The organism is Komagataeibacter sp. FNDCF1, assembly GCF_021295335.1.
Classification (GTDB): Bacteria; Pseudomonadota; Alphaproteobacteria; order Acetobacterales; family Acetobacteraceae; genus Komagataeibacter.
Map to the genome: position 1 here is coordinate 3,493,617 of NZ_JAIWOT010000001.1, position 13,780 is coordinate 3,507,396.

21 protein-coding genes are annotated in these 13,780 nt (G+C 57.2%); 5 read left to right on the top strand and 16 right to left on the bottom strand.

Going from position 1 to position 13,780, the window contains the following annotated elements; genetic code table 11:
* Positions 1-2: 2 nt before the first annotated feature.
* Genes LDL32_RS16410 through LDL32_RS16475 form a run of 14 tightly spaced genes read right to left on the bottom strand, consistent with a single transcriptional unit; the run spans position 3 to position 7,885 of the window.
* Positions 3-461 carry a regulatory protein GemA gene (locus LDL32_RS16410; protein WP_233068530.1) on the bottom strand — a complete coding sequence of 153 codons (459 nt, stop codon included), beginning with the start codon at positions 459-461 and terminating at the stop codon, positions 3-5.
* Positions 462-465: 4 nt separating this feature from the next.
* Complete coding sequence (locus LDL32_RS16415; protein WP_233068532.1) at positions 466-627, bottom strand: hypothetical protein; 162 nt, start codon at positions 625-627, stop codon at positions 466-468.
* 14 nt (positions 628-641) lie between these two features.
* Positions 642-1,307: a DUF3164 family protein gene (locus tag LDL32_RS16420; RefSeq protein ID WP_233068534.1), complete on the bottom strand. Its 666-nt coding sequence runs from the start codon at positions 1,305-1,307 to the stop codon at positions 642-644.
* On the bottom strand, positions 1,304-1,600 hold the full coding sequence (locus LDL32_RS16425; RefSeq protein WP_233068536.1) for a host nuclease inhibitor protein: 297 nt from the start codon (positions 1,598-1,600) through the stop codon (positions 1,304-1,306). The genes LDL32_RS16420 and LDL32_RS16425 overlap by 4 nt, the downstream gene beginning before the upstream one ends.
* Position 1,601: 1 nt before the next feature.
* Positions 1,602-1,886, bottom strand: a complete 285-nt coding sequence (locus LDL32_RS16430) for a hypothetical protein (RefSeq protein ID WP_233068538.1) — start codon at positions 1,884-1,886, stop codon at positions 1,602-1,604.
* Complete coding sequence (locus LDL32_RS16435) at positions 1,883-2,131, bottom strand: hypothetical protein (protein ID WP_233068543.1); 249 nt, start codon at positions 2,129-2,131, stop codon at positions 1,883-1,885. The genes LDL32_RS16430 and LDL32_RS16435 overlap by 4 nt, the downstream gene beginning before the upstream one ends.
* Entirely contained in the window at positions 2,128-2,469 is a 342-nt protein-coding gene (locus tag LDL32_RS16440) for a hypothetical protein (protein WP_233068545.1), read from the bottom strand. The genes LDL32_RS16435 and LDL32_RS16440 overlap by 4 nt, the downstream gene beginning before the upstream one ends.
* Positions 2,466-2,936, bottom strand: a complete 471-nt coding sequence (locus LDL32_RS16445) for a hypothetical protein (RefSeq protein WP_233068547.1) — start codon at positions 2,934-2,936, stop codon at positions 2,466-2,468. The genes LDL32_RS16440 and LDL32_RS16445 overlap by 4 nt, the downstream gene beginning before the upstream one ends.
* 23 nt (positions 2,937-2,959) lie before the next feature.
* A complete protein-coding gene (locus LDL32_RS16450) occupies positions 2,960-3,943 on the bottom strand; it encodes an AAA family ATPase (RefSeq protein ID WP_233068548.1) in 984 nt (327 codons plus the stop codon).
* 49 nt (positions 3,944-3,992) lie between these two features.
* The gene (locus LDL32_RS16455; protein WP_370636721.1) at positions 3,993-5,984 is read right to left on the bottom strand and encodes a transposase domain-containing protein; all 1,992 of its coding nucleotides are present in this window, start codon (positions 5,982-5,984) and stop codon (positions 3,993-3,995) included.
* Positions 5,984-6,316 carry a hypothetical protein gene (locus LDL32_RS16460; RefSeq protein ID WP_025813664.1) on the bottom strand — a complete coding sequence of 111 codons (333 nt, stop codon included), beginning with the start codon at positions 6,314-6,316 and terminating at the stop codon, positions 5,984-5,986. Before LDL32_RS16460 ends, LDL32_RS16455 begins: the two co-directional genes overlap by 1 nt.
* Positions 6,316-6,774, bottom strand: coding sequence for a hypothetical protein (locus LDL32_RS16465; RefSeq protein ID WP_233068551.1), 459 nt, complete (start codon positions 6,772-6,774; stop codon positions 6,316-6,318). Before LDL32_RS16465 ends, LDL32_RS16460 begins: the two co-directional genes overlap by 1 nt.
* Positions 6,771-7,583, bottom strand: a complete 813-nt coding sequence (locus tag LDL32_RS16470) for a ParB N-terminal domain-containing protein (RefSeq protein WP_233068553.1) — start codon at positions 7,581-7,583, stop codon at positions 6,771-6,773. The genes LDL32_RS16465 and LDL32_RS16470 overlap by 4 nt, the downstream gene beginning before the upstream one ends.
* Positions 7,580-7,885: a helix-turn-helix domain-containing protein gene (locus LDL32_RS16475; protein WP_233068555.1), complete on the bottom strand. Its 306-nt coding sequence runs from the start codon at positions 7,883-7,885 to the stop codon at positions 7,580-7,582. The genes LDL32_RS16470 and LDL32_RS16475 overlap by 4 nt, the downstream gene beginning before the upstream one ends.
* A gap of 196 nt (positions 7,886-8,081) precedes the next feature.
* Between LDL32_RS16475 and LDL32_RS16480 the strand changes: the two genes are divergently transcribed.
* From LDL32_RS16480 to LDL32_RS16490, 3 genes are all read left to right on the top strand, one after another.
* Entirely contained in the window at positions 8,082-8,846 is a 765-nt protein-coding gene (locus LDL32_RS16480; protein WP_233068556.1) for a helix-turn-helix transcriptional regulator, read from the top strand.
* Complete coding sequence (locus LDL32_RS16485) at positions 8,843-9,361, top strand: hypothetical protein (protein WP_233068558.1); 519 nt, start codon at positions 8,843-8,845, stop codon at positions 9,359-9,361. Before LDL32_RS16480 ends, LDL32_RS16485 begins: the two co-directional genes overlap by 4 nt.
* 333 nt (positions 9,362-9,694) lie before the next feature.
* Positions 9,695-10,531, top strand: coding sequence for an IS5 family transposase (locus tag LDL32_RS16490; protein ID WP_048856220.1), 837 nt, complete (start codon positions 9,695-9,697; stop codon positions 10,529-10,531).
* A gap of 195 nt (positions 10,532-10,726) precedes the next feature.
* On the opposite strand, the gene LDL32_RS16495 is transcribed toward LDL32_RS16490, so the two are convergent.
* Positions 10,727-11,464 carry a sulfotransferase gene (locus LDL32_RS16495; protein WP_370636722.1) on the bottom strand — a complete coding sequence of 246 codons (738 nt, stop codon included), beginning with the start codon at positions 11,462-11,464 and terminating at the stop codon, positions 10,727-10,729.
* Between LDL32_RS16495 and LDL32_RS16500 the strand changes: the two genes are divergently transcribed.
* Together LDL32_RS16500 and LDL32_RS16505 are read left to right on the top strand one after the other, a co-directional pair.
* Entirely contained in the window at positions 11,456-11,728 is a 273-nt protein-coding gene (locus tag LDL32_RS16500; protein ID WP_370636723.1) for a hypothetical protein, read from the top strand. The genes LDL32_RS16495 and LDL32_RS16500 overlap by 9 nt on opposite strands.
* A 434-nt stretch (positions 11,729-12,162) precedes the next feature.
* Positions 12,163-13,362: a phage integrase central domain-containing protein gene (locus LDL32_RS16505; protein WP_233068562.1), complete on the top strand. Its 1,200-nt coding sequence runs from the start codon at positions 12,163-12,165 to the stop codon at positions 13,360-13,362.
* 111 nt (positions 13,363-13,473) lie between these two features.
* Here the strand turns inward: LDL32_RS16505 and LDL32_RS16510 are convergent, their stop codons facing one another.
* Positions 13,474-13,758, bottom strand: coding sequence for a hypothetical protein (locus LDL32_RS16510; protein WP_233068566.1), 285 nt, complete (start codon positions 13,756-13,758; stop codon positions 13,474-13,476).
* Positions 13,759-13,780: the final 22 nt, after the last annotated feature.

A 13,780-nucleotide genomic window follows, 5' to 3' on the forward strand; every position in this document is an offset into this window, starting at 1 on the left:
CGCTATTTCAAACCCTTCTCAAGCCGCGCTTTCCACCGTTTCAGACCCTCAATCACCTTCCGTCCCTGCACGCCATCAAGGAATTCGGGCGCGGTGATGCCACCGGGATGGTCTGCCGTCATGGTCTGGCGCTGGACGTAGGCGCGCAGGGCTTCGCGCGTGCCGCCGCTGTCCAGCATTGGGCCCATGTCCTTCCAGATCGCATAGATCATGCGGACATGCGGCTTGTCGCTGGTGGACAGGCTGCCTTTCTTCGGCTTCCAGCCCAGCGTGCGGAAATGGGCCAGCACCTTTTCCAGTGCCGATGTGGTGGCGTCCTTCGCGCTGGTATGGCCGGTCATGCGGTGCAGGATGTCGCGGTAGGCTTCATCCGGCAGTGCCAGTTCCTTGCGGGCGATGTGCAGCTTGGCGTAGATCGCGCCGCGTGCCGGGCTGGCCCTACGGGCCTGCGTGGTGGTCATGTCGCTATTTCCCTGTGCCGAGGATGTGCATCTTGCAGTCGTATCGGGCGTGCCCGCGCCTGATGCAGGCGGCGTAGCCGGGGTTATCGAAATCGGGGTCGCGGGGCAGGCCGAAATACAGCAGGCCCGCGAACGAAAGGACCAGGATGGCCAGCATGCCGACCATGGCCCACGCATCCCTCATAGTGCCGAGAATTGCAGGCTGATCGCGCGCCATTTTTCATCCGGCCTGTCGCGCTCGTAAAACCGAAGGTAGGACTGCGACCCCGTGACGCGGACACTATCCTCAATCGCCGCGCAGGCATCGGGCCATTTGGGATGGGGGATATCGACCTTCTTCAGCTTTTGCAGGTTCTCCACATTAATTTTTCCGGTCTTCTCGTCCCGGTTGAAGGCGCTATCCAGCAGGTCACGTATCCACGGATCAATCTGCCCCATCAGATCGTTCAGTACTTCGGCCACCAGTGCCTGGGCTGCAACAATCGCACCATCAACGGCACGGTAATCACTGACGGAAAACTCGGCCTTCATCAGGTCGTCATACGATGTGATGGTAAAGCCGCCCCTGCGCCCGGTCGGATTGGCGTTATAGATCGCCATCATGGACCGGACATACAGTTCGCCATCCGCTGCAAGCTGGCGTTTCTGTTCCGCGATCAGGTCGCGCAGGGCGCGTGCGCCTTCAACCATCTTCACCGTAATGTCGTTCTGCAGAAGGCAGCGCACCTGCACATGCTGACGCAGGTTTTCGCCGCCGCGTGCATTGCGGATCGTGCCTTCGCGGGGCGGCTGATACACGTCCTGTCCTGCTTCAAGAGCAGCAGCAATGCGTGTGGTGGCGTTCATGAGCGGGTTCCTTTCGGGGATTTCATCGGCCAGCGGCGCAGGCTGGCGTTGCGGGTGAGGACTGTGGCGGTGAAGTGCATGAGCGCGGAAAATGCTTCATGGTCGCTGGTGGCTTCGGGGATGCCGGGCACCAACAGACGTTTGCCTTTGCGGGAATGACGGGCGAGGACTTCCACTACGCCCCGGATCACGCCAGGCTTGCCGTAGGCGATGGGCAGTGTGCCGTCGGGGAAATGGAGACCATCGGCAAAGCCGATGATCCCGTTCCTGTCGCAATGTGCGGTGCAGGTCATATCAATGAACTCCCGGCACGATGGGGTGCATGCGGGTTGCAAGCACGCGCAGTCCTGCTGACAGCACGAGTGCAGCCGCCACTGCGCGCTCTGCCTGATTGGCTGCCTCCCATATGTTTCCGGCATGAGCCGCATCGACAGAGCAGTTCAGGGCATCAACGACCGATTTGGTGAGTTCATTCGGCCCCTTGTTGACCCATGCCGCATGCTCCCGCTCAAGCAGATCAATGGCTCTTGCTGCCACCTCGACCAAGAGGCGGGCATTGACGGTCATGGGCTCCGTCATGCCCCGATCTCCCGGCATTCGCCCTCGATCACGACGCTGCCCAGATGCGGCAGGTGTCCGGCAAGGGCTGCGGCGCCGATGGCCCCGTCAATCTCGATGCACTGGCGCATGAGCCAGTCGCCAAGATCATGCAGGTCAGCAGCGGTCAGGGTGCGGTCGCCTTTAATTTCGCGCATGCGGATTGCGGTTTCCCGCATGCTGCCTGTGCTGTGGCGCAGCTGCGCCAGCGGGGTCATATGGGTCATGCGCGTGTCTCCAGGCCGGTCAGGATTTCACCGGCGGTCAGGTGGGTGGGGATCAGCAGTTCAAAGAAGCGGATCATCACGTCGCGGCGTTCTTCGCGGCCCGCGATTTGGTTCATGGGGTGCCCCACCACCATCAGGCATTCATAAATGCCCGCATCGGGGTGGAAGCCATCCAGAAGGTCCATAAGATCGCGGTAAAGCGCATCGAACCGGTCGGGCTGGTCCAGCGGCGTACCTGCCGTAACATCGTGCAGGGCATCCATGACGGCAGTGGGAGCAATGATTGTGCCAACGCCCCGGACGTGTCTCTGGATGGGAATTACGGAGTGCATGTTCATGCCTTTTCCTCTCCTTCACGCAGGGCCGCACGCGCAATCGCGCGGAAATTGCGGGCGTCATAAATTGATGGTGGGGCGTTGATGATGTGCGACAGCGCATCGGTCAGGCGGTCGATGGTCCGATACAGGGCGTGCTGATGGCGCTCCAGTTCCCGGATCACCACTGCGTCACTGTCACGAATAGCGTCCAGATCGCTGCGGCGGACCACATCAGTCCATTCGCCGTCAGGAAGGAGTGCCGTATTAAGCATCCCGCAATCCGGCGCGCCGTCGATGGATCGAATGTGCGCAGCCGTTTCCACATCCTTGATCACACGAACGGGCCGCCCCAACGCAATGATGATGCTCTCAATCATGCATTCCGGCTTTTCGCCCTGCGCCACAACCATCACGCTGTAGCCGTTGGCTGCGCAGGCGCGCTTGATCTTCTCTGCTGTAATGGTGGCCGGGATCAGGTATCCGGCCACGGTTTTCGTGTTGTCTGACATAATCATCCCCCAACCCGACTGAAGATCGGCATCTTCCCGGTCATATGCTCTGCCCAGGCATGTTTCAGGTCATCGCCCGTGATGTGGCTGTTCCCGCTGATGCGGGCGATACGCATGGCGCTGCGCAGCACCTTGGTCATGGAGCGCAGGCCGCCCGGCTTCTGGGCAATGCCCTTGGCGCGGTTCTTCACCTCATCATCCTGAATGTTCCATTCGGCCAGAATGGCGCACATATCGCGCTCCATCGGGCACTGGATGTAACGGCGCAGGCCGATGCGACTGAATAGCTGCGCATGCTCCTTGCTGCGGCCAAGCCCATCAATCTTGTTGTTCAGCGGCGCATTACCCGCGATCACGACGCCAATTTCCGCCAGATCATGCAGGGAGCGGATTTCTTCCAGCGCCTGAATGCTCAGGTGATGGGCTTCGTCCACAATCAGCAGGCCGCCCGTATCCGCCATCCGCTCAATGATGGCCTCGTCCAGGCCGGAGCCGCGCTCGCGCACCCCCAACTCCTTGGCGATGCGCGTCAGGATCGCAGTGGGTGACTTCATGGCCGGGCGGGCCGTCACCATCCACACGTTGTTGTTGCGGCGCTGGTAGGCTTTCAGCGCTACCGTCTTGCCTACACCAGCATCTCCCGCGATCATGGCCATGTCCGGGCCAAACTTCGCGCCATCAAGCATGGCGAAAATGCGCGTTGCCGTCGCGGTCATGATGAACCCCGGAACCGTCGGGGTCATGTCGCGCTCTTTCTTCCGCGCATCCAGAGATTTCAGCCATTTTTCCACGGCGTCATCAATCTTGGCGTTGTTGCCCGCGTAACTGTTGTTCAGCCACGCGCTGTAGGTGGAATAGGCAACGCCCATCGTATCGGCTGCCTGTCGGTTAGAAAGTCCATGCTGTTCCTGCGCCAGGCGGGCATGGTTGCGCAGGCTGTCCGTATCAACGGGCACAGGGGTAGCGTTCGCGGTTTCTTTAACCATCGTTCCGTGTTCTTTTCTGTTGTGTAAAGGCAGTATTTAGTGCGGACGCTCAGTATTCGTCCGGGTCAACAAGCCGTAATTCAGCCCGTTCGGCACGTTCCATTTCCATGGCCCGCACCATGTAGTCTTCCGCGTCTTCATCCTGATGGTGCTGGATAGCCAGCGCGGCATTGCCGGATGTCAGTGCGGCGGGGCGGAACGGGCGCACCACCTTGGCCTCCATGGGCGTTTCTTCCGCCGCATCGGGATCGGGGGCGTAAATGTCCTGCAATTCCGCGATGGACATGCGGTTCTGCGCTTTTTCCATATCCTTCTGCGCCTTGATCCACGCCTTGCGTGCCCGGTTATGGGACTGGGCAGCGCCCTTGTCGGCAAAGCCCGCCGCTGCAAGGCACGGCGCTTCACACACGAAAGTGCCGTCCAGACGGTAAACGAACACCGATCCCTGCAACGCCTGCGGGTCAAACCGCACCACAAGCTGCTGCCCGCGCAACGCGGTCAGTTCCTCAGCCCAGAAGCGGTTGCCTTCCAGCTTGAATTCACCCGTGGTCTTGTCCGCCCGGATGGCTTCCGCCGCCAGCAGCCACAGCCGACGCTGCTCCGGCGTGGCCTTGGTGATGGGAGCGGTAGCATAAGATGCCTCGAAAGCCTGTTTGAAGCTAAGTTTTCCACCGCATACCTTGCTGCGCCGCCCTATGCGCTCGTTGTGCTCCTGAATGCCTTCCGCCACCACCTTGATGAACAACTCCAGGGGCACGGACTGGCTGCCGTAGTTCTCTGGCTTGTTCATCGGGTTATTCCCGGCATACGCCCCCTCGAACAGCGGATGCTTGGCCAGCCCCTGCGCCAGATCGCGCCAGGCGCGCTCAATCGGCTTCGACTGCCCGCTATAGGGATTAACAAACCGCACATCCACCCCAAGCTGGGGCATGATCCCCTGCGGTTCATCATCCTTCAACTTGAAGCGGTAGCGGTTTTCGACCCCGCCGGTCAGCCACTTGCTGGCGAAGGCGCGCCCGTTATCCAGATAGCATTTCTGCGGGATACCATAGCGCTCCACCATGTCACCAAACGCCAGACGGACCATCTCCTTATTTTCGGAAATATCCAGACGCCATGACAGGATCATGCCGGTAAACAGATCCTGAAAGGCCACTAAAACAGGTCTTACAGGCTTCTGAATGCCCGGATAATCAACGAACACGTCAAAGACATGGCCATCGACATTCACTGCCTCCATGGCGTGGAAGATGGACCGGTCACGTTCCTGCGCGGGGAACATGCGGCGCAGGGCGTCGTTACCTTCCCGGCACAGGGTCAGCAGCGCCGGTCCCAGTGCGTCCATGCGCCGCTTGAGCGTCTTTGCTGATGGCAACTTCCATCCCTCCTTTTTGGCTTGCCCCTGCAAGCGCCGGTAGCAGTCATTGAAGGTCGGGCCAGACAGGCGCAGGTAATCGGCCTTCAGGATTTCCCATGCCTCACGCGGACACTCCGCGCGCGACTTGGCCGTGGCGTAATGCGGTGCCAGGGCGGCCAGCCAGTCGCATCGGTTCAACCCACGCACGTCCCGATACCAGTTGTATATCGTGGTCGTTCCTACGCCGCGCAGGGCCGCAATCTGTATGATCGCGCAATTCTTGCGCACCCCGTGCTGGATCAGCGTCTCGACTGCATCCAGTATCTGGTACGCCCGGCGGGCTTCCGCCTTTCTATTCTCCGGCATGGCATCAAAGCGCCACCACAAGTCTTCACGTTCGCGCCTCGTGCGGTCTGCGTCCGGCTTCTGTGCTGCCGGATTGGCGGCCTGCATCCGCATGACCAGGGCGGCCTGTGCTGGAAGCGGGAGGGAATACATGGTGAATTCGTATCCACCACCCCGGCCGCTGCGTTCACGCCATGTCTGACCCTTAAGTTCAGGGTTCAACCATCCTTCCGCGTTGCATCTTTCACGCATATTTCGTTCGGTAGCAGGGAGAGCGGGAAGCGCCATTGCCGCCAGTTCGGTTAGCGAAAACCACTGCTGCTGTGCAATTCCCGCCATCACTTCGTCTCGCTACCCGATGAAGAATTCGCATAGCGCATAGTCCGGACGCGCGAAGCTGCCGCCCGATAACCTTCCAGCCAGGAATTGACCTCATGCGGGGCGGCTGCATCCTTGCCCGGTGCCTGCAAGGCAAACAACGCGAGCTGTGCAAGAAAGCTGAATTCTTCCCCGCCAATGGTAATGGTTCCATCCTTTTCCAGGGCGGCCCCGGCAATGTAAGGGTCATTCCGCCCATGAACGATGGCAATCGAACCGATTTCCAATGTCCGTTCAGGACGCTCTATGGTTCCGGTGTTTTTATAAACCACCTTAAATGGCCGCTTGCTCATCACCAGCTACCCCCACGCATGGCCTGCCGCCGCAGGGCATTTTCCCGCCGCGTAAGCTCCTTTTTGTGTTCAGAAACCGCCGCCAGTTCGATGGCGGGCAGGTAACGCCGCTCGATCACCGCCCACCCAAATGGTTCCGCCATGAATTCCAGCAGCCGCCGGTCCCGCGTGGCAGAAATCAGCGCATCAAACCGGGGCACGCTGATCTGGTGGCCCTCACGCTGCACGCTCGCGTAGGCATTCAGCATGTTGATGCTGATGGGCCGTTCCAGCATCGCAGACATTTCTTCCGCGATCTGCTCCCGCGACCGTCCGCACGTCTCCAGCGATACGGAAATGGCGCGCGAAAGGCGGGATGTGAACTGATTGGCGCGGATCAGGCGCGGGTCAAACCGCACCACCGGATTGGGCGGAACCCAGTCCAGCAGGGAAAGCTGCTCGGGTGCATTCCGGGTCATGCTGCTGCCCTTTCTTCTGGCTGATAACCGGGAAGGTGCGGCGCGAAGAACTCAATGATCTGCTTGCGCTCTGCAGGGGACGCCTTGCGCCAGATACCCGCAACCTTCTCAATCACACCCGGCGGCGTGGGCTTGGGGCGACCGGCAAGCTGACGCACAATCTCGGACACCTTCCGCACGCCCGGCCATTGGGACACGAAATCCGCGATCTGGCGCTGCATGTCCGGCTCCTGCTTGGCCAGTTCATCAAGCTGTGCGCCGCTATCGGCCAGCCAGGTGCCCGTGATTTTTTCGCGGACATCCGGCATGATGTGAGTGTAACGGGCAATGGACCGGCGGATGGTGCTGGCATCAATGCCCAGCTTTTCGCCCGTGCTTTTAGTGAAGGAAGGGATCAAGTGTGCAAGGTTGCACTCTTGATCTGACTTCCGGTCGCCACCGTGCTTCGTTCCCGGGTGCAGTTCCTCATAAACCGCCTTGCGTTCGGCCAGAAACGTGGCCTTGTCCAACGGGCTCAACTCCCGGCGGCACAGGTTTTCATCAATTTCCAGCAGCTTCGCTTCCAGATCGGAAGCCTTCACGATGATGGCAGCGGCATGGTCAATGCCCGCCAGCTTCATCGCAGCCAGACGGTGGCCGCCAGAAATCAGCGCATACTTGCCAGACCGGCCAAGCTTGCGGACCTCAATGGGTGCCCGCTGGCCGTTCTCCTGCATGGAGGCGGCAATTAGTGCCGACCAGTCTGGATCAACCGCCCGCAGGCGCTCGCCAACCTCGATGTCAGCTACAGGTATCTGTTCGATGTTCATGCCGCCACTCCGTTTTGACGGTGCGCGTCATGCGGCAGGGCGGTAGGTGTCCTGATAACGGTCATGGAAACAGGAGACCCGTCATTATGGTAGCGACCCGGCCAGATATTCTGCGGCTCACGCCCCAGCACCCTGGCAATCTCGCGCTCGATCGGAACCGAATACCCCACGGTTCCGATGGTCTTGCTCACAGCACGGCTGTCGCGGCCAATCAGGGTGGAAAACTTCGCAAGCGAGCCGTATCGCTTCCGAAGCTCCGCCTTGATGTCCTCGGCGTGCATTCCTCTAGGCTTCTGTGCCATATATATAGCTCCTGAGATTCGGGGCGGTGCCAGCCGCCCCTTTCTTCAACCCCGTCACAGCGACTTTACGTCGCTGTCCTTCGTCGCGAGGTGTGCCGTGATATTACCGCTTCCGAGTTTGCCTTCAAGCTCTAAAAAGGCACATCCGAGTTGTTTTATGTGGAAAACCTGTGCGTAAGCACCGGAAGTGATTGAAATGACTACAAAAAATAACTCTAATACGGTTGATGAGCACAACATCCGAGTTCCGAGTGTAAACTCGGATGTGACTTCCTCTGATCCGGTGGTTGAAAAACTGCGTGAAGCGATAAGAAGCGCTGGAGGCAATAAGCGGGTATCGGCGCTATCAGGGGTGCCTCTCGGATCTCTTACAAACTATCTTGGTGGTCGCCAGATGCCTTTCGGTGCCGCCTTAAAGATCGCCCGCGCCTGCGCCGTGTCTCTTGAGTGGCTGGCTGGTCGTGAGGATACGCCAAGGCAGGAAGCCCGCGTTCTGTCTGCACCGATGCAGGACGACGACGATCTAACCTACATCGACTATTACAATATCGCTGCGTCCGCAGGCTTCGGCCTGTGCGCCGATGAGGCAGAAAAACCGGAGAAAGTAGCCATTTCGAAGCGCTTCCTGCGGCAAGACCTTGGCCTGGAACCAAACCGCGCCCTCATGCTGGAAACCCGTGGTGACAGCATGGAGCCTGCATTGCACGCGGGGGACCGGCTGGTAGTCGATACCCGCCAGCAGCACATCCTTGATGGCATCCACGTTCTGGTCGTGAATGGCGGCCTGCTGGTCAAACGCCTGTCAGCGGAACTGGATGGCAAGGTGCGGATCGCATCTGATAACCCCCTCTACCCGCCACTTTTTGCAGATATGGCCCGCGTGCGCTGGGGAAAGCCAGATGGAGACAGCACAATCACCGTAATCGGTCGCGTCGCCTACAGACTACAGGCAATGTCATGATGGGCGAAAGCACTGAACTGCAATCGTTTTATTTGGCGCTGGGTAGGTTTGTATATCAGTTTTCTGTTGCTGAAGATGCCTTGCGCCTTCTGTATCTGAAAGACGCCTATTATCGAGAAGGAAAAGTATCAGAAAAACTTGATAAAACGCCACTAAGCGCCCTTATACGCGAACTGATTGAAGAACGGGGCAATGATTATAGTGGCAGGGTGTTGCCCCATTTCCTAACGATCATAGAACTTAGAAACGAAGTCCTCCATAAGCCGGTAAAAATGCATAAAAATGGGGATTTTATATCCGGTTTATCATCTGTATCTGGCGCGGATTCCGTCGATATACCATGTTCCCCTGATGATCTGCTTGCGGCAACGGTAGATATTCAGATCATACTTGCCTACTTGGCATCGCAATTTCACGCGGTCACTGCTGGCTCAAGACTTCGCAGCCCTGAAATGGATCGGATGATGTCCCTAGCTGCCGCTTTTACGGACCTTCCCTGGCAGTACAATCGTTGACCCGCCCACCTCACGCTGATTGTGGGCTTTTACCTCTGGGTCAAGCTCGGCACGCCTGACACGTTCCATGGCGGCATATATCCCCGCCATGCGGCCTCCCATACTCCAATCTGGATATTTGCCCTCTGCCAGAAAGCCTGCCACCCACATTGCGGGCGTCACCACGATAGGCTCGTCATCCTTGCTCTGCATGCCTGTATCTTCCCTTGGTATTCCGGCTCATTATAGCCTGCGCCAGAAAGAGGGTACAAGGTCTTTAAGAGCCCGATCCGAAAGTTTTTGAACAATACCAGCCTGTTGTGATTCATCCGTCTTTGCAGAGAGATGGAGTGAATGGTGACATGGACTGGTATTGCCCGGCGCGAGTATAGCCGGGAAAGATTGCGATATCCATCGGACATGACGGACGGGGAGTGGACTTTGATCATGCCATTTGTGCCCCCGGCGAAACGGGGCGGTCGTCCGCGCACGACGGATATGCGCGAGGTGGTCAATGCGATGCTCTACATAGCCTCGGCCGGGTGTGCGTGGCGTCTGCTGCCGAAATGCTTTCCGCCGGTCTCGACCATCAGGCGCTATTTTTACGCCTGGCGTGATGCCGGAGTGTTCGAGGTCATGAATACGGTGCTGGTCATGAGCCTGCGCGAGATCGAGGGACGTGACGCCTCTCCGAGCGCGGGCGTGATTGACAGCCAGTCGGTGAAAACCACGGAAAGCGGCGGGATTTCGGGCTATGACGCGGGGAAGAAGGTCAAGGGCCGCAAGCGCCATATCGTGACGGATACCTGCGGCTTCCTGATCTTTCTCCTCGTTCATGCCGCTGATATCCAGGACCGTGATGGGGCCGTTGATGTTCTGGCAGCGATACGCAGGCGCTTTCCCTGGCTGCGCCACATCTTCGCTGATGGCGGCTATGCTGGCGACAAATTGCGATCCGCGCTCGCCTCCATGGGAAAATGGACCCTCGAAATCATCAGGCGGTCCGATACGGTGAAGGGTTTTCAGATCCTGCCGCGTCGCTGGGTGGTGGAACGGACATTCGCATGGCTGGGACGATGCAGGCGGCTCGCCAAAGATTGGGAACAATCCATTGCTTCCTCAACCGCATGGACATTGATCGCCTCAATCCGAATGCTCACACGACGGACAGCAAGGCATTGTCAGGGTTGAAAAACTTTCGGATCGGGCTCTAAGAGGGTCATAAGATTGTTCAGAGCATCCCGGCGGCTGAACATGCCGAAGTTCCAAAGGGTATGTCCCATATGCCCGAAACGCCATTTGCTTCCAGACATTCCCAGATGGCGATTTCGTCTTGTGGATAACTCCCCACCAGACTAACCTACGCCTACAGCAACCGGCATTTCCTCATCCCTCGAAATCCCCGTCTGGCCCACATAATCCCGCCATTCCTTCACTTCCATTCCCCCTGTCCCCTTTCACACGAAAATCCTCAAACCGCATGACACAGAATTCATCCGGATCGAGATTTTTTTTCGCATCTTCTATAAAAGAAGAATAATTACCATGCTTCCAGAAGTCATCGCTCAAAATGATGCGTTTGTATTCTTCTGTTGTTAATGTTTTTAAATCCAAATTATGATCAAAAAGACTGTAGTGGAACTTCATATGGCTCCAGTAACGGTATAAAGGGTTTCTTATTGTATATAAAACCCTGACATGATTGGAAACCTCCGCAACACGTTTCCACTCATCCCCGCGGATCAGCGATGTCAGATTGCTGAACTCACTACAGTAGACATCATTTTTTCGGTTTCTGAACAGATTTGCGAACCATTGGGGGCCGTCAACATCCATGAGGAAGTCAGCAAACCAGCGCATGTTCTTTTCGATATAGCTATGGTTCTGGTCATTGATGATCCAGCCAAGATGTTCACGCATGCGCCTCAGACGTTCTTCTCGGCCCAGAACATCCCAATGCACGAGATCACGCGCAAAGTAATGAATTTCCTTGATCGGGGTGCCAAGGATCTGCGGGTGGCAATCCATTATTCTATAGAGCCACGTAGTGCCAGCCTTTGCGGCGCCAGCACTCAGGAAGAGCTTTTCTATAGGGGCGTCAGGACGCGTATGGAAATGTTTCATCAAAAATATACTGCCAATGTTTTGTTAAAAAAAATATTATATGTCTGGCAGGTTTCATTCAAGAATATGTTGCCGCAGCACGATTTTTTATGCAGGGCGCGTCATTACCGCAGCGCATCGTTGTCCGCTGCCGGAATGACCGGACCGGCGCATGTATTGCCGCCTACGGTCATGGCCTCCATCCGGATCGGGAATGTATTTCCTTTTGGCAATCAGGCGGACATCATTGTTGTGGATTCGCAAACCCGCATCATGCCCGGATAGCCGTTCGCTTCGTCATTGGTCAGGGAGGGCAGGGGGATATGGGCAGGCTGGCCGTTCGTGCATATCCGGCAGGGCTCATAGCCCAGGATCTGGCAGTTCGACGCCGGATGCCAGGGTGTCATCCATCAGCATCGATACCCCCACGGATACCCCCATCATGCCTGTCATTAGACGTCTCTCCCTGTCATTTGCTGTCATAGCCAGAGAGAAGAAAACGGCAGATTTTCGCGGATTGTGTCAATCATTGTCCTCCCCTGTCAGGGGTGGACTGGAGGTCTGGGCGGCCACTTACCGGTCCTAGCTGAGGCATGCTCAAACAGTCTTAAGTTAATTGATTTCAAAAGGAAAATTATTTTCTGGCTGTCGAGTCCTATCTCAAGCTATCTAGGGAAAGCGTAATTTAAGAGGGGCGGCAAGATGGGCAAGATAGGTTAATGAAGGTAGCACCACATAGGCTAAAAGCACGGCAGGTTGACGCGCTTAAGGAAGGCTCACTGTCAGACGGGGGTAATCTCTGGGTCGTGGCGAGGGGCGGTTCCAAAGCATGGTCCTTCCGGTTTAAGTCCCCTGTCACCGGAAAGCGTCGGGAGATGGGTTTTGGCCCGACCCACGATATCTCTCTTGCTGAGGCTCGTGAGCTTGCCTCTGCTGCTAGAATATTGCTGCGGGAGGGAATCGACCCGATAGACAACCGGAGCGATGAGAAAGCCCAGCGTAAGCGGGAACGTGGCATCAGCTTTGAAGAACTGGCGGGGCGCTATATCACCGAACAGAGCGCAGGATGGCGTGATGAGCGGTGGCCCGCTCTCTGGCGCTCATCATTAGAAAAGCACGCCTACCCAATCCTGCGTCAGAAACCTGTATCGGCCATAGATACGGATGATGTGCTGGCCGTTCTACGTCCCATTTGGACCGAAAAGACTGAGACCGCCAGCCGTGTTCGAAGTCGCATCGAAAGAATATTGGATTATGCAAAAACACAGAACTGGCGGGAGGGTGAGAATCCGGCCCGTTGGCGCGGCCACCTGTCCAACATTCTGCCAGCTCCCGGTAAGGTGGCTCAGGCAGGCCATTTTGCAGCCCTTGATCGGAAGGACGTTCCTCGGGTTATGGCAGCACTTACCACATCGGAGGGTATTGCAGCCAAGGTAACGCGATTTATCTGCCTAACAGCGGCTCGGTCGGGAGAAGCACGTGGGGCGGTTTGGTCCGAAATCGATCTTGAAAATCACGTCTGGACCATTCCAAAAGAGCGGATGAAAGCAGCGAAGGAGCACCGTGTGCCGCTCTGCGATACCGCGATGGCAATCCTCCAGGAAGTCATGGCGCTCCGGGATCAGCGACACGGTGATTTTATCTTCCCGGGACAGAAAGCGGGCAAGCCCCTATCCGACGTCGCCGTTTCAAAAGCGCTCCATATTGCAGCCGGGACTAAGGACGTAACTGTGCATGGCCTCCGGTCGACCTTCAGGGACTGGGCTGCCGAGGAGACTGATTACCCCCGCGAGGTGGCTGAGATGGCACTGGCTCATGCTATCGGCGACAAGGTTGAGGCCGCCTACCGGAGAGGTGACCTGTTCGCCAAGCGGCGACAGATGATGGATGACTGGGAGAGGTGGTGTAGCGGGCCATGACAACGCCGGTGGAATGGGGGGCGTAAGTCTAATTTTCTTATAATAGTAACACCGGTTAGCCCCTCCGATCACTCGATAGCTTGTGTCATGTTAGCGACGTTGAGGGAGTAGTCAGATATTTTTTACTCTATGTCGATAATAAAAAACGGGGGTTTTCGTCGTTCCTTGGTCTTTAATTTCCGCTACCAAGATTTTATCTATTCCGTCGTCGCCGCACTTATTGAAGTACACTTCATATAAATCCCCGTCAGCAGCCCACTCCTGACCAATAATATGTCTTACTTTTACACCAACCTGATCAATACGAGTTGCGTCTGGGTATGACAACCATCCCGACCATTTCATAGTAGCCAAATCATCCAACGGCGTGTCTATGCTAATCTCCGTTTTCTTCATCGTCTTCGTTCCTTCCTCAATA